The organism is Mycobacterium sp. (genome assembly GCF_032161845.1).
Taxonomy (GTDB): domain Bacteria; phylum Actinomycetota; class Actinomycetes; order Mycobacteriales; family Mycobacteriaceae; genus Mycobacterium.
Genome location: NZ_JAVRQA010000363.1, coordinates 12,839 through 27,311, shown reverse-complemented (window position 1 = coordinate 27,311; position 14,473 = coordinate 12,839). Strand labels below are relative to the sequence as shown.

Here is a 14,473-nt window from a genome sequence, read left to right as displayed (position 1 = left end):
TCTTGGCACGTTCTTGATGATTGGTGGCATTCATGCCACTGGCGTCGACGTCCTCTGGCCAGCACAGTGATGCGGTGACGGTTACCGCCAAAGACGAAACGACGCGTCCCCGCCTGCACTGGGCCTGGGTGGTCGCCGCGGTGAGCTTCATCGCCATCCTCGGTGCTGCGGGCTTCCGCTCGGTCCCGGGCGTGATGATGAACCCGCTGCATCACGAGTTCGGCTGGTCGCACGGCACGGTCGGGCTGGCCATGTCGGTCAACATGACGCTGTTCGGGCTCACCGCACCCTTCGCCGCCGCCCTCATGGACCGCTTCGGGGTGCGCCCGGTGCTGACGGTGGCGTTGGCCTTGATCTCGGCCGGCTCGGCCCTATCCGTGACGATGACGACCAGTTGGCAGCTGGTGCTGCTGTGGGGCGTGCTCGTCGGCGTCGGCACGGGTTCGATCTCGATGGGCTTCGTGGCGACGATCGCGACCCGCTGGTTCGAGGAGCGGCGCGGTTTGGTCACCGGCGTCCTTACCGCGGCCAGCGCGACGGGCCAGCTGATCTTCCTGCCCGTCATCGCCGAGGTCACCACCCGCCACGGTTGGCGGATGGCCTCGCTGATCGTCGCGGCCGCCGCGCTGAGCGTCGTGCCGCTGGTGCTGATCTTCATGCGCAACGACCCGCGGGACAAGGGACTCACCGCCTACGGAGCCACCACCAGCACCCCCGCCGTCGTGCCTACAGGCAGCTTCCGCGCGGCCTTCGACGGCCTGCGGATCGGTGCGCGGGTGCCGGCGTTCTGGCTGCTCGCGGGCAGCTTCGCGATCTGCGGAATGACGACCAACGGACTCATCGGAACCCACTTCATCCCCGCCGCCAACGATCACGGCATGCCCACCACCGTGGCGGCCGGCCTGCTCGCGACGATCGGCATCCTCGACGTCGCGGGGACCATCTTCTCCGGGTGGTTGACCGACCGCGTCGATCCGCGGTTGCTGCTCGTCGTCTACTACACGGGCCGCGGAATCTCGCTGCTGCTCCTGCCGTCCCTGCTTTCTCCGCAGGCGGAACCGAGCACCTGGGTGTTCGTCATCTTCTACGGGCTGGACTGGGTAGCGACCGTGCCGCCGACGATCGTGCTGTGCCGTCGCTACTTCGGTGCCCGCACGCCGGTGGTGTTCGGTTGGGTGTTCGCCTCGCATCAGCTCGGAGCCGCCGTCGCCGCCGCAGGCGCCGGCTGGTTGCGCGACCTGCAGGGCAACTACGACGTGGCGTTCTATCTCGCCTCGGGGTTGTGTGCCGTCGCGGCAATACTCTGTCTGAACGTGCGGAAAAGCCAGGTCAGCGCCGGTCAGGAACCGGTCGCGGAGAACCTTGGCTTTGCCGATTCGTGATCTGAGCCTTTACGCTTCCACAGGCGTCGCCATGAGAGTCGGGCTCTGGGCGGCGCGATCACCCATGTTGAGGAGCCGAAAGTGAAGACTCGCACCAGTCGAGCCATAGGAGTTTCCGCCGCGATCGCCGCGATCGCCGTGTCGCTGCCCTTGGCGATCACCGCCCAGGCAGACCCACCACCGACGGAGACCGCCACGGTCAAGCCGCCGCCGGACCCGCAGGGCAACTGCGATCCGTTGCGCGCCGAGATCGCACCGAACACGACGGCAAGCTTCAACACGCTGCCCGTGGGGCAGGTGCTCGCCAAGATTCCGTCGCTGAGCACGTTCACCGCCGCGATCAACGGTGGTCTCGATCCCGCCGTCAACATCCTGCCCGTTCTCGAGAACGGTCCGTACGTGGTGTTCGCACCGAACAACGATGCGTTCGCCAAGCTGGATCCCGCCGAGCTGGAGACGCTGAAGTCGGATCCCGCGGCGCTGAGCAAGCTGGACTACTACCACGTCTTCCTCGGCCTGCTGGGCCCCGGCGACGTGGCGGGCCAGCGCCCGACGCAGCAGGGCGCGGACATCAAGGTGTCCGGCAAGGACGGCGACATCAAGGTCAACGACACCGCCAAGGTGATCTGCGGCGCCATCCAGGCTGCCAACGCCCGGATCTACATCATCGACACGGTGCTCGACCCCAACTCGCCGCCGGCGCCGATCACGCCGACGACGTCGTTCGCGGGCACTGGTAAGCCGTTGGCCCCGACCAGCGCCGCCACCACCACGACCGAGCCAGCCCCCGCCGGCTAATCTCACCTTCACGATTTCGGCGCGCGGTTCTGTAGATCAGCGCGCCGAAATCGCTTGGTTATAGGCCCAAGTCGCGGCCGATGATCTCCTTCATGATCTCGGTCGTGCCACCGAAGATCGTCTGGATGCGGACGTCTACGTAGTCGCGGGCAACCTTGTACTCGTTCATGTAGCCGTAGCCGCCGTGCAGCTGCACGCACGCATCGACGACCCGCTTGTTCAGCTCGGTGCACCACCACTTCGCCTTGGACGCCTGCACGGCGGTCAGCTCGCCGTCGACGACGGCCCGCAGGCACCGGTCGATGTACTGCTCGCCGATCTCGAGCTCGGTATCCAACTCGGCCATCACGAACCGGTTGTGCTGGAAACTGCCGATCGGTTGCCCAAAGGCCTTGCGGTCCTTGACGTATTGCAGCGTTTCGCCGAACGTCGCGCGGGCGCCGGCGATGGCCGCCACGGCGATGGACAGGCGCTCGGACGGCAGGTTCGTCATCAGGTGATAGAAGCCCTTACCCTCCTCGCCAAGCAGGTTCGCCCCTGGCACCCGAACGTTCTCGAAGTGCAGCTCGGCGGTATCGGCGGAGTGCAGGCCCATCTTGTCGAGCTTGCGGCCGCGGGTGAAGCCCTCCATGCCGCGCTCGACGACGAGCAGTGAGAAGCCCTTGTGGCCGGCGTCCGGGTTGGTGCGGGCCACCACCACGACGAGGTCGGAGTTGATACCCGCGGAGATGAAGGTCTTGGAGCCGTTGAGGATCCAGTCGTCTCCGTCACGGACGGCCGAGGTCTTGATGCCCGCGAGGTCGCTGCCTGCGCCGGGCTCGGTCATCGCGACGGCCCCGATCAGCTCGCCGGTGATGTAGCCGGGCAGCCACCGCTCCTGCTGCTCGGAGTTGGCCAGGTTCACGAAGTAGGGGCCGACGATGTCGTTCTGCAGGCTCAGCCCCGGCGTGGCGGCCCCATACTTCGAGAACTCTTCGACGATGACGGCGTTGAACCGGAAGTCGTCGACACCGCCACCACCGAACTTCTCCGGCAGGTTGAACCCGATCAGGCCGTATTTGCCTGCGGCGACGTAGGATTCACGGTCGACGAGGCGCTCGCTCTCCCACTTCTCGGCGTGCGGCGCGCACTCCTTCTCCAGGAACTGCCGCGCGGTCGCCCGCAGCTGTTCGTGCTCTTCTTCGAAAACCAGTCGCTTCATGTTCGTTCTCCTACCGTGCCTTCCATACGGGCTGACGCTTCTCCGCGAAGGCCAGCGGTCCCTCCTTGGCGTCCTCGGAGCGCAACACTCCGCCGATCTCACGCATGGTCCGTCTCCAGCCGGGCTCGTCGCCCGTGATGACGCCGTCGTCGACACCGTGGGCCACCCGCTTGCTGGCCTGGACCGCCAACGGCGCATTGCCGGTGATTCGCCCAGCGAGTGCGAGCGCCGCGTCGAGTTCGGTGCCGTCAGGCACGACGTCGTTGATCAAGCCCCATCTCAGCGCGTCGGCAGATGTCATCGGTTCACCGGTGAACATCAGCTCAAGGGCCACCTTGCGCGGCAGCTGCTCGACGATGCGGAACACTCCGCCCGCGGCGGCGATCAGACCGCGCTTCACCTCTGGGAGACCGAATTTCGCGCTCTCTCCGGCGACGACGAGATCGCTGGCGAGGGCCAGCTCGGTTCCCCCGCCGAGCGCGGCGCCGTTGACCGCCGCAATGGTCGGCTTGTCGATGAAGTGCTGGACATACCCGCCGAAGCCCCATTCGGGATGCTCGGGGTCCATCACGTTCTCACCCCTGGCCAGCGCCTTCAGATCGACTCCTGCGCAGAAGGATCGGTCGCCCGCGCCGGTGATGACGACGACGCGGACGTCAGGATCCTGCTGCGCCCGGTCCATGGCCCGGCCAAGACCGGTGCTCACCGCGGCGTTGACGGCGTTGCGTGCCGCCGGCCGGTTCAGCGTGATGACGAGGACGTTGCCCCGCCGCTCGGTGAGAACGGCGGGCGCGTCCGTCTGGGGATCAGCTGTCACAGCAGCTCGAGGATGGTGGCGTTGGCCTGCCCGCCGCCTTCGCACATGGTCTGCAGACCGTACTGAATCCCCTTGTCCCGCATGTGATAAAGCATCGTCGTCATGATTCGCGCACCCGAGCCACCGAGCGGGTGACCGAGCGCGATCGCGCCACCGTTGGGGTTGAGCTTCTTCTCGTCGGCACCGATGTCCTTGAGCCAGGCCAGCGGTACGGGCGCGAACGCCTCGTTCACCTCGAAGACACCGATCTCGTCGACCGACAGGCCCGAGCGCTTGAGTACCTTCTGGGTGGCCGGGATCGGCGCGGTGAGCATGATGACGGGATCAGCACCCGCCAGTGCCACCGAGTGGACGCGCGCAAGTGGCTTGAGTCCCAAGGACTTCGCCTTCTCGGCCGACATGAACAGCAGTGCGGCGGAGCCATCGGAGATCTGCGACGCGTTGCCCGCGTGAATGACGCCGTCTTCCTTGAATGCCGGCTTGATGGTCGCCATCTTCTCGACCGTTCCGCCGCGGCGGATGCCCTCGTCCTTCAGCACCGGGTTGCCGTCCTGGTCCTTGATCCCGACGATCTGATCGTCGAATGCACCGGCATCCTGTGCGGCAGCGGCTTTCTCGTGCGAGCCGAGGGAGAACTGGTCGAGTGCGGTGCGATCGAAGCCCCACTGCTCGGCGATCATCTCCGCGCCCGTGCCCTGGTTGGGGGTTTGCGTGTAGCGGGCACGGAAGGCCTCTGGATAGGGATGCCCGCCGTTGGCCAGCGAGGCGCCCATCGGGGTGCGTGACATCGACTCAACGCCGCCGGCGACGACGACGTCGTAGTGGCCCGCCACCACGCCTGCCGCGGCGAAGTGCACTGACTGCTGGCTCGACCCGCACTGCCGGTCCACGGTCACCCCTGGGACGCTCTCCGGCCAGCCGGCCGCCAGCACCGCGGTACGGGCGATGTCCAGCGCCTGCTCGCCAGCCTGCATGACACAGCCCCAGATGACGTCGTCGACCAGCGCGGGATCGATCCCTGCCCGCTGGACCAGGCCGTTGAGCACCTGCGCCGACAACTCACCGGGGTGAACGCCGGAAAGACCGCCGTTGCGCTTGCCGACAGGTGATCGGACCGCTTCTACGATGACGGCTTCAGCCATGGGACATCTCCTCTGAGTGGGGTTGAATCGGCGCTGATCGAACCAGCAACTCCGATGGTGGCTACTCCCGAACGTAGAAGAGTAGGTTTACTAGGTCAACTTACTGGTTGGTAGGGCACGCCTCAGCGGCGACGCTTCCCGCAGCGTCCACATGGTTTACTGAGTTGTACAACCACAACCGGCGACAGCCGGCCGCACGAATCCCTGGAGACTCCGTTGGCTCGCAACACGCCTTTGGCACCCATGATGGGGCCGGATGCCGTCGCACAACGCGGCGGTACGGCGATCCGCTCTCCCAAGACCGCTGAACTCGTCGCAGGAACGCTTCGTCGGATGGTGGTGGACGGCCAGCTCACCGACGGCGACTTCCTGCCCAACGAGGCCGAGCTCATGACGCACTTCGGGGTCAGCAGGCCGACGCTGCGCGAAGCGGTGCGAGTGCTGGAGTCCGAGCGGCTTGTCGAGGTCCGGCGCGGCTCGCGCACGGGCGCACGCGTCCGGGTGCCGGGCCCGGAGATCGTCGCACGGCCCGCAGGCCTGCTACTCGAACTGTCCGGCGCGACGATTGCCGACGTCCTGGTGGCGCGCTCAGGTGTCGAACCGATCGCGGTTCGCGTCTTGGCGGAGTCGGGAACGCCCGAACAGTTCGACGAGCTGGACGAGATCCTCGCCAACGACGTTCCGGCCGGGTGGGAAGCCGGTCGCCTCGCCGAGGCGACGGGCGAGTTCCACCGCCGAATAGTGGAGTCCTCCGGCAACGCCACCCTCACGATCATTGCCGGCATGCTCCACGAGATCACGGTGCGGCACACGGCATTCGCCATCAAGGAACACCGCGAAGTGTCCAAGGCCGAATACGACAAGCTGATGCGGTCCTACCGGCGGCTGTTGACGCTGCTGCGCGCGGGCGACGGCGCCGCCGCCGAGTCCCATTGGCGAAGGCATCTCGACGCTGCGCGCGACCTACTGCTGAAGGGCCTCGAGGACGTCAAGGTCCGCGACGTCATGCAGTAGCGGTGTCCGCCGACCACGTGACGTGGACGGGAACGTCGTCGGCCCACGGCTGACGCGTGACCATGTCGGCAACCCGCACGTATCCCCGCTCGAACTCGCCGGTGGCGGCGTCGACCAGCCGGTACTCCTGCTGCTGTTTGTGAATGGGCTGCGCGTCGAGCAGCACCACCCGCACCTCGCCGGGCTCGAAGTGGCACCGCTCCTGCATCGCGGCGATCAGCTGCTCGTTGTGCATGTGGCCGTCGCCGAAGTTCCAGCCGATCGCGGTGCTGCACAGCCGTTCCCCCTCGGTGATGACGTAGTCGGCTTCGTTGCCGTCCGCCATGGCGCGGTGCACCAGCGTGAACAGCGCTCGGCCGTGGGTGTTCATCGCCCGGAACGCGTAGCCCGAATGCAGCATGACGAGTGCCTGCTCGGGGCTGCCGTAGATGCGCTCGACCTGCGACTGCGGCATGCTCGCGATCGCCACCAGGCCCGCGTTGATCTTCGCCTCGGCCGACGGCTTCATGCACCACTGGGTGGTGTCCCAGTTACCCGCGTAGTAGCGCATGCCCGGGAGGAAGGAAACCTTGCGCGGGAACAGGTTTCCGAAGACCACGGTGCCCGCGACGACGGCGAACAGAAGGATCGGCAGCGGGCTGGTCAGATCGGCGAGGCCGATGCCCGCGTGCCCGACGAACAGCGCGAGCACGCTGAACATCATGAAGACGTTCCACTCCAGCGGCACCCCCATCGGAATCGACGACAAGATGCCGAAGTGGAAGCACAGCATCACGAACGCGGCGATCGCCGTCGGCCAGCCGCCATGCGAGAAGAACAGCGCGAGCGGCACCAGCCCCTCGATCGCGGTGCTGAAGTGTGCGACGAACCGCGACACCCGACCCGGCCGCAAGTCGTCGGGGAACTTCTCGAAGAACATCCGCTTGAACGAGCGGGTCCGCACCAACGGACTGTTCGACATCATCGTCGAGATGACGAACGGGAAGTGCTTGTTGAGCTTCGAGGTGGCCGCGCCGATCCAGATGACCAGACACACCAGCTTCGCGGCGATGATCATGTCGACCCCACCGAAGAGGAACGCCACCGTGAACGACGCGTACACCTCACCGCGGGCGGCCAGGAAGATCACCTTGTCCCGAAGGCCCGCGACGGCCAGCAGTCCCAGAATCGTCCAGATCTGCCACATCGGCAGGATGCCGACCGTCGTGCCGAGCGCGGCGATGGGCCCGGTGCCATCGGACAGGAGAGCGACCAGCAGCACCACCAGCAACGCCGCGTAGAGCAGGGCGTCCAAGGGCGTGCGGGCCGTCCCGCGGGTCAGCGGGATGCGGCTTGGCCACGGTGGCAGCCGGATGGTGCCCGGGCGCAACCAGTAGAGGATCGACCCCATCGGCGGGAAGAAGCGGTTGTTGAGCGGCCCGAAGCCACACCCGAGGCCGACGACCTCGAAGAGCATCGTGTACAGCACGACCTTCTGGAACACGATCGGCTCGTCGTACCAGGACGCCACGCTGGTGAAACCGTCAATGCCCTTGGTGGCGAGGGCAACTGCCGCGCCGCCGAGGACGTACAGCAGAATCTTGACGACGTAGAACAGGTGCAGCACCACCGGTGTGCCGAACCCGACCTCGGCCCAGTGGCGGGCGAGCGGTCGGATCCGCTCGGCACGGTTGCCCTTGCTCCATTCGGCGAAGTCGACCACTGGTAGGTCGGGCTTGAGGAATCCCATGCGGGCCAGACTAGAACGTGTTCCTGTTTCGCTGGGCCGCTTTCCCCTTCACGAGCAGACGCAAAGGGCCCTGAAATGGCGCGGATGAGGGCATTTTGCGTCTGCTCGCCGAGGGTGGTTGCGCTAGGGGATTAGTCCTTCGGCGCTGGCGGCCGGTAGAAGATCGCCAGCTGACCGATGCCGCCGGCCAGCCCGAGCACGACGGCGATCAGAAGTCCGCCCCAGCCCTGCACGTAGCACCACAGTGCGCTGCCATGAAACAGGACGTAGTCCAGGCTGAACTTGCCTGCACCGAGACCTGCGATGGCGACCGCCGACACCGCGAGGATCAGGTTGTACTCCCAGCCCTCCTTGACGATGAAGAAGCCGTTGTGCCGGTGCACGGTCCATGCCGCCACGAACATCAGCGCGACGAAGCCCGCCGCGGGCACCGGGGTAAGCAGCCCGAGCGCGAGCCCGATGCCCGCCGACATCTCGGTGGTCGCGGCGACGCGGGCGTGGAAGATCCCCGGCTTCATCCCCATGCCGTCGAACCAGCCGGCCGTGCCCGCCAGGCCGCCCTTGCCGAAGAACTTGTTGTAGCCGTGGGCGGCCATGGTCAGGCCGAGCACCACGCGCAGCAGAAGGATGGCGAAGTCGTAGGCAGTCGTCACGTAACAAAATGTAGATGATCTGTTAAACGGCTGACCACCCGCCGTCGATATTGAGAATCGCGCCGTGGATGTTGGCGGCGTCGTCGGAGGCCAGGAACACCACCGTGGCCGCCACCTCCTCGGGCGTGCTCGCGCGGCGCGACGGAACCCGTGCGAGCAGCGGTGCGACGTGTTCGGCGAATTCGACTTGGCGCGCCGTGGAGATCGGGCCCGGCGCCACCGCGTTGACCCGCACCCCCGACGGGCCGTATTCGTCCGCCCAGGACTTCGTGAACGAGTGGATGACGGCTTTGTGTGCCGCATACAGTGCGGAGCCGGCGGAGCCGCGCAAGCCGGCGATGGACCCGATGTTGACGATGACGCCGTCGCCCCGCTCGACCATCGCCGGGGCGAGCAGTCCCGTCAGTAGGAAGGGGGCGAAGACGTTGACGCCGAACGTCTCTCGAATCTCGGGTTCGGAGACCTCGGCGGTCGGTGCGGGCATCAGCAGGGTGGCGGCATTGTTGACCAGCACGTCTAGCCGACCGCCCGCGGCCCGGGTGGCTCGTTCGGCGAGATCGCGCGCGGCACCACCGCCGCCGGCCAGATCAGCGACGACGAAGGCAGCCGCTCCCCCGCTGGACCGAATGTCGGCGACGACGTCGTCTCCCCGTCGCTCGTCGCGGCCAGAGACGACGACGAACGCGCCATCGGCGGCGAGCGCCCGCGCGATCGCGACGCCGAGGCCTCCGGTCGATCCGGTGACGAGCGCTGTGCGGCCCTGCAGCCGCGTACTGTTTGGGTTCATAAGTCCACTAGTAGTGAGATGAAAATGGACCTGCAAGTCCAGAAACTAACCCCGAAGGGCGCCGCGACGCGCCAGCGGATCATCGACGGCGCCGCCGCGGAGATCCGGGTCAATGGCGCAGTCGCCACCACGCTCGAGGACGTCATGGCGCGGACCGAGACGTCGAAGAGTCAGCTGTTCCACTACTTTCCCCGCGGGAAGGACCAGCTGCTCTTGGCGGTAGCCGAACAAGAGGCAGCGCGCGTGCTCAGTGATCAACAGCCGCACCTCAGCCAGCTGGTGTCGTGGGCCGCGTGGCAGCGGTGGCGCGACGTCGTCGTCGAGCGGTATCGCCAGCAGGGTCAGCTCTGTCCGCTGTCGACGGTGATGTCCGAGATCGGCCGTACGCCGGGCGCTCAGGCCGTGACGACGACGTTGATCGAACAGTGGCGCAACGAGATAGAGGCCGGGGTGCTCGCCATGCAGCGGCAGCAGAAGATCGGCGCGAACGTGGACCCCTCGCAGGCAGCGGCGGCGTTGCTGGCAGGCATTCAGGGTGGCGTCCTGGTCCTGATGAGCACCGGCGACATCAGCTACCTGGAGGCCGCGCTCGACGTCGGCATCGCTGCGCTGCGGCTCTAGTCGGTGCCGCCCGCCCTGTGCGCCTTTCCCCACTGACACATCGCCTCGGTCACCGGGCCAAGCGTCTCGCCGTACTTCGTCAAGGAATACTCAACGCGCGCAGGCACTTCCGCGAAGACCTCACGATGAACGATGCCGTCGGCCTCCAGTTCCCGCAGCTGTCGGGTCAGCACTCGTTCACTGATGCCGTGCGTCTTGCGCCTTAGCTCGGCGAACCTGTGCGCGCCGCCGCGCTTCATGTAGAAGACGAGCACGGCCTTCCATTTGCCGCCGATGACCGCGAGAGTGATCTCGACGGGACATTGGTCGTCCCACCGGTGGTCCGAGTCCGTGGCCTGCACGCTTACCTCCCGGTCCGTAACCCACTTCGAAGTCCGTCATTGCTGCTACGACACCTCGGCCGTAGCGTAGCCCGCATCAGAATCGCAATCATCGGGGCGGGCAACGTCGGACGGGCGTTGGGCGGGGCATGGACCTCGGCTCACGACGTCACCTACGGCGTCCGATCTCCAGAAGACGTCAAGTACGCCGATCTCGGCGCTCCCGTCGCGACGAATGCCGCCGCGTCCGCGGCGGCCGAGGTCGTTGTCCTGTGCACGCCATGGCAGGGCACCCAGCAGGCGGTCGGCGCGTGCGGCGATCTGAGTGGCAAGGTCGTCATCGACTGCACCAACCCCCTGACACCCGACGTCACCGCGCTGGAGGTCGGGCACACCACGTCCGGCGCCGAGCAGATTGCCGCATGGTGCGCGGGTGCGCACGTGTGCAAGGCGATGAACCAGATCGGTGCACCGATGATGAATCACCCGAATCTGCCTGCCCCGCCGGTGATGTTCGTCTGCGGCGACGACGAGGGGGCCAAGGCGACCGTGGCCACCCTCGTCTCGGAGTTGGGGTTCGAGGCGGTCGATGCGGGCGGTCTGACACTGGCCCGACTCCTCGAGCCTTTCGGAATGCTGTGGATTCATCTGGCGCTCCGCCGCGGCTGGGGAACGAGTTTCGGCTTCGGCCTACTGAGAGGACCGGCGTGACGGTCGAGTACATCCGCTACCGGATCGAGGAACCCCGCCGAGAGGCCTTCATCTCCGCCTACCGCGAGGCGGCGACCGCGCTCGACGACAGCGAGTACTGCCTCGGCTACCAGCTCACCCAGTGCGAGGAGGAACCCGCCCGGTTCATTGTGCGCATCCGCTGGACCTCGACCGGCGACCACCTCAATAGGTTCCGGCCGAGCGAGCAGTTTCGGCGGTTTCTTCCGCCAATCCGGGCGTACGTCAACGACATCGAGGAGATGCAGCACTACCAGGTGGTGGAGGGATTGGATTCGGGCCCCAACGCCGCCTCGAGCCGGTCGACGTAGTCGTCGATCCCGCCAGGCTCACCGAGCGCCGACTCGGCAGCGTGCACGCCGATCGTGACGATGTCGCCGACGCCAACGACGACGTGCGTCAGGCCCATCATCGGCGACAGTCCGGCGAATGCCGCGGCCATCGCGACGGGCGCTCCACCGAAGCTGAAATCCGCTGCGCCACAGTTCACACTGGAGACCACGGTGTTGCCGGTCACCGCCGCGGGACGGACGTCGGGATCGAATTTGTCCATCCCCCAACGCAACAATCGTGCAGGCGTCGCGGCGAAGGCGAGGTCGGCGGCGCGCATCGCCTGGTGTTCGGCACGCAACCGTCTGGCCGCCAGGTCGTCGGCGATCCGGGCGGCGCGCGCCTCTGCCGCCAGGTCGGGGTAGAGGCCAACGCCGACGTTCCCGAAGTGGTTGTAGGCCAGGCGCGGTGGCGGCTTGGCCATCGGGACCTCGGCGCCGAGGGCCGACGGGTCGTCGCCGAGCGCAGTGAGTCGACCGGCAAGTGCCGTCGACACCGCGGACAGCACCGCCACCGTTACCGTCCCGCCCGCCAGGTCGGTGCGTCGCCGAGCGACGGTGCGAAGGCTCGGCGGTCCGGACGGTCGGTCATTCGTGCGCAACAGCGGCCTAAGTTCTGCCTGCGCGGGAACGACTCCCGCCGCCTCGTCGGCGAGAAGCCTGCGGTGGGCCCTGGCGGCGCGAAAGCCGGCCAACGGCAGGGTGATCGGACTCGTCGACGGCGGATGAATCGCGGGCACCTCGACACCGGCCCTGCCGAACATCAACGCCGCATGCGCCGAGGTGCGGCCACCGCCGCCCAATGCGTGCGAAATCTGCAGCACTGCAACGCTGCCGGGTCCGTCGACGCCGGGCATTCCGACGACATCGGTGAACACGTGCAACCGCCAGGCCGTTTGCCCGGCGTCCAACTGCTCGGCGATCAGTGCGCAGACCGCGGCCAGGCACGCCGCCCAGGTGCCGTTCTCGAGGCCGTGCACCACGAGCTGTGACCGGTCGACGTCGCGGCGCGCCCAGGACGGGTAGCCCCATGCCCCGTGATCGTCGACGCGTAGCGAGAGGTCGGGGCAGCTGCTGGCGCGGGACTCGATCTCGTCGAGCGCCTCTGCCAGGTCGACCGGTACGCCCGCGAACCCGAACAGCAGGAAGGTGTCGTTCGGGATCTTGTCTGCCAACCAGAACGTCTGCGCATCGATCGGCGTCAGTCGCCGTGTCGTCATGGGCCCAAGGTTAGGCTGCGGGCATGCTTCCAGCGGCGAGTGGCAACGGAACCGTCCTCGTCACCGGTGCGTCCTCGGGCATCGGCGAGGAGATCGCGAAGGAGTTCGCAAGGCGCGGTCGCCACGTGGTGCTGGTCGCGCGGCGGGCCGACAAGCTGCAGGCACTGGCCGCAACGCTCGGCCCGGCCACCGACGTGTTGGCGGCCGATCTCGCCAAACCCGACGACCGCGCCGCCCTTCCGGGTCGGGTGGCCGAACTCGGCCTCGTCGTCGACGTTCTGGTCAACAACGCCGGACTCAGCACCTCCGGCCCGGTGGCCGCGTCGGATCCGGCCGCCGAACTCAACCTCATCGAGGTCGACGTCGCCGCCGTGGCCGACCTGTGCAGCCGCTTCGTGCCCGGCATGGTGTCTCGCGGTCGCGGTGCCATCCTCAACGTCGCATCCGTCGGAGCCTTCGGACCGGTGCCGGGACAAGCCGCCTACGGCGCGGCCAAGGCCTTCGTGCTGTCCTACACCCAGTCGCTCGGTCAGGAGTTGAACGGCACCGGCGTGGTCGCGTCGGCGCTGTGTCCTGGCCCGGTGAAGACCGGATTCGGTGCGACGGCAGGGATCTCGGATGAGGACGCCGAGGCGGCCCTGCCAAGGGCAATGTGGATCAGCGCCGCCGACGTCGCAAGGACAGCAGTCGACGGTCTTGCGGCGGGCAAGTCGGTGATCGTTCCCGGGGCGTTCAACAAGGTCGGCGCCGCCGCGTACAAGATCCTCCCGCGTCGGCTGTTGCTGCCGATCCTGGCCCGCAGCCATCCAGCCCTGAAGAAGGGCTAACCCGCTCCGATGAACTCGACGATGAGTCGCGCCACCTCGTCGGGACGGTCCAATTGCATGAAATGTCCTGCGCCCTCGATGATCTCAGCTCGGCTGCCCGACGGTAGCGCAGGCTCGACCCACTGCGTGTAGTCCGCTGAGAAACAGCCGTCGTCGGCACCATGCAGGTAGAGCGTCGGCACCACCAGGGCGGACAGCCAATGCCGGTGCAGTTCCGCGTAGCGCGGCGGCGGCTTGCTGCCCCGAATGGTCGCCCGGTAGTAGCCGAGTGCCGCACGCCAGTTCTCGGGCGCACCGATCGCGTCGAGGACCAGCGCCACGTCCTCCCCGGCATCGTAGGACGGCGACCACTGACGCCACAGTCGCGGCACCACCCACGCTGCGGAACGCTCTGGCAGCAGCGGCAATTGGAAGTACATGATGTACCAACTCCGCAGCAGCTGGCGGGGCAACTGAGCGACCAGCTTCCCGACGTGGGGAAGCTGCCTCAACCGCTGAAAGGTGCCTGCGGGCGGTACCGACATGATGACGGCCTTCGCGAACGGGCCGTCGGGCATCGCCGCCAGACCGTCGCCCGCGATCGCGCCCCAGTCATGCCCGATGAGAACGTCGCGACCGGTGGGACCGGCGGCCTCGAGAACGCGCAACGCGTCGTCCATCAGGGCTCCGACGTGATAGCTACCGTCGGCCGACGTCGCCGAAGGGGCGTAACCCCGCATGAACGGTGCGACGACCCGCCAGCCCGCGTCGACGAGCTGGGGTGCCACCTTGCGCCAGCCGTGCGCGGTATCGGGAAAACCGTGCAGGCACAGGGCAATCGGAGCATCGTCGGGTCCCCACGACAGCACCCGCAGCTGCCCGTCGGGGGTGGGCACGTCGAGCCAGCGCGGATCCGTCACCGGAT

The 14,473-nt window shown here is 67.3% G+C and carries 16 protein-coding genes; 7 read left to right on the top strand and 9 right to left on the bottom strand.

The genetic code is table 11. From position 1 onward, the window contains the following. Positions 1-32 precede the first annotated feature (32 nt). Positions 33-1,382, top strand: a complete 1,350-nt coding sequence (locus QOD90_RS19690) for an MFS transporter (RefSeq protein ID WP_526352511.1) — start codon at positions 33-35, stop codon at positions 1,380-1,382. A gap of 81 nt (positions 1,383-1,463) precedes the next feature. After that, positions 1,464-2,180 (top strand): fasciclin domain-containing protein, encoded by a 717-nt coding sequence (locus tag QOD90_RS19685; protein ID WP_526352510.1) that lies wholly within the window; start codon positions 1,464-1,466, stop codon positions 2,178-2,180. A gap of 58 nt (positions 2,181-2,238) precedes the next feature. On the opposite strand, the gene QOD90_RS19680 is transcribed toward QOD90_RS19685, so the two are convergent. From QOD90_RS19680 to QOD90_RS19670, 3 genes are read right to left on the bottom strand one after another with little or no spacing between them, the layout of a single operon-like run. Continuing rightward, positions 2,239-3,381 carry an acyl-CoA dehydrogenase family protein gene (locus QOD90_RS19680; RefSeq protein WP_526352509.1) on the bottom strand — a complete coding sequence of 381 codons (1,143 nt, stop codon included), beginning with the start codon at positions 3,379-3,381 and terminating at the stop codon, positions 2,239-2,241. A 10-nt stretch (positions 3,382-3,391) separates the two neighbouring features. Further along, complete coding sequence (locus QOD90_RS19675) at positions 3,392-4,198, bottom strand: enoyl-CoA hydratase/isomerase family protein (RefSeq protein WP_526352508.1); 807 nt, start codon at positions 4,196-4,198, stop codon at positions 3,392-3,394. Beyond that, positions 4,195-5,340: a thiolase family protein gene (locus tag QOD90_RS19670; protein ID WP_526352507.1), complete on the bottom strand. Its 1,146-nt coding sequence runs from the start codon at positions 5,338-5,340 to the stop codon at positions 4,195-4,197. Before QOD90_RS19670 ends, QOD90_RS19675 begins: the two co-directional genes overlap by 4 nt. Before the next feature lie 216 nt (positions 5,341-5,556). On the opposite strand from QOD90_RS19670, the gene QOD90_RS19665 reads away from it, so the two are divergent. Then, positions 5,557-6,354: a FadR/GntR family transcriptional regulator gene (locus QOD90_RS19665; RefSeq protein WP_526352506.1), complete on the top strand. Its 798-nt coding sequence runs from the start codon at positions 5,557-5,559 to the stop codon at positions 6,352-6,354. Here the strand turns inward: QOD90_RS19665 and QOD90_RS19660 are convergent. From QOD90_RS19660 to QOD90_RS19650, 3 genes are all read right to left on the bottom strand, one after another. Beyond that, positions 6,344-8,083 (bottom strand): DUF3556 domain-containing protein, encoded by a 1,740-nt coding sequence (locus tag QOD90_RS19660; protein ID WP_526352505.1) that lies wholly within the window; start codon positions 8,081-8,083, stop codon positions 6,344-6,346. The two genes, QOD90_RS19665 and QOD90_RS19660, sit on opposite strands and share 11 nt — an antisense overlap. A gap of 131 nt (positions 8,084-8,214) precedes the next feature. Next, positions 8,215-8,736, bottom strand: coding sequence for a DoxX family protein (locus tag QOD90_RS19655; RefSeq protein ID WP_526352504.1), 522 nt, complete (start codon positions 8,734-8,736; stop codon positions 8,215-8,217). A 22-nt stretch (positions 8,737-8,758) separates the two neighbouring features. Then, complete coding sequence (locus QOD90_RS19650; protein ID WP_526352503.1) at positions 8,759-9,523, bottom strand: SDR family NAD(P)-dependent oxidoreductase; 765 nt, start codon at positions 9,521-9,523, stop codon at positions 8,759-8,761. Positions 9,524-9,547: 24 nt separating this feature from the next. On the opposite strand from QOD90_RS19650, the gene QOD90_RS19645 reads away from it, so the two are divergent. Continuing rightward, a complete protein-coding gene (locus QOD90_RS19645; RefSeq protein WP_526352502.1) occupies positions 9,548-10,144 on the top strand; it encodes a TetR/AcrR family transcriptional regulator in 597 nt (198 codons plus the stop codon). On the opposite strand, the gene QOD90_RS19640 is transcribed toward QOD90_RS19645, so the two are convergent. Next, complete coding sequence (locus QOD90_RS19640; RefSeq protein ID WP_526352501.1) at positions 10,141-10,485, bottom strand: winged helix-turn-helix transcriptional regulator; 345 nt, start codon at positions 10,483-10,485, stop codon at positions 10,141-10,143. The genes QOD90_RS19645 and QOD90_RS19640 overlap by 4 nt on opposite strands. Before the next feature lie 39 nt (positions 10,486-10,524). On the opposite strand from QOD90_RS19640, the gene QOD90_RS19635 reads away from it, so the two are divergent. Both QOD90_RS19635 and QOD90_RS19630 read left to right on the top strand, forming a co-directional pair. Continuing rightward, positions 10,525-11,175 carry an NADPH-dependent F420 reductase gene (locus QOD90_RS19635; RefSeq protein ID WP_526352500.1) on the top strand — a complete coding sequence of 217 codons (651 nt, stop codon included), beginning with the start codon at positions 10,525-10,527 and terminating at the stop codon, positions 11,173-11,175. After that, positions 11,172-11,504 carry an antibiotic biosynthesis monooxygenase family protein gene (locus QOD90_RS19630; protein ID WP_526352499.1) on the top strand — a complete coding sequence of 111 codons (333 nt, stop codon included), beginning with the start codon at positions 11,172-11,174 and terminating at the stop codon, positions 11,502-11,504. The genes QOD90_RS19635 and QOD90_RS19630 overlap by 4 nt, the downstream gene beginning before the upstream one ends. Here QOD90_RS19630 and QOD90_RS19625 read toward each other — a convergent pair. Next, positions 11,444-12,742 carry a DUF1298 domain-containing protein gene (locus QOD90_RS19625; RefSeq protein WP_526352498.1) on the bottom strand — a complete coding sequence of 433 codons (1,299 nt, stop codon included), beginning with the start codon at positions 12,740-12,742 and terminating at the stop codon, positions 11,444-11,446. The genes QOD90_RS19630 and QOD90_RS19625 overlap by 61 nt on opposite strands. Before the next feature lie 23 nt (positions 12,743-12,765). Between QOD90_RS19625 and QOD90_RS19620 the strand changes: the two genes are divergently transcribed. Beyond that, positions 12,766-13,569 (top strand): SDR family NAD(P)-dependent oxidoreductase, encoded by an 804-nt coding sequence (locus QOD90_RS19620; RefSeq protein WP_526352497.1) that lies wholly within the window; start codon positions 12,766-12,768, stop codon positions 13,567-13,569. On the opposite strand, the gene QOD90_RS19615 is transcribed toward QOD90_RS19620, so the two are convergent. After that, positions 13,566-14,468, bottom strand: coding sequence for an alpha/beta fold hydrolase (locus QOD90_RS19615; RefSeq protein ID WP_526352496.1), 903 nt, complete (start codon positions 14,466-14,468; stop codon positions 13,566-13,568). The genes QOD90_RS19620 and QOD90_RS19615 overlap by 4 nt on opposite strands. Positions 14,469-14,473 lie beyond the last annotated feature (5 nt).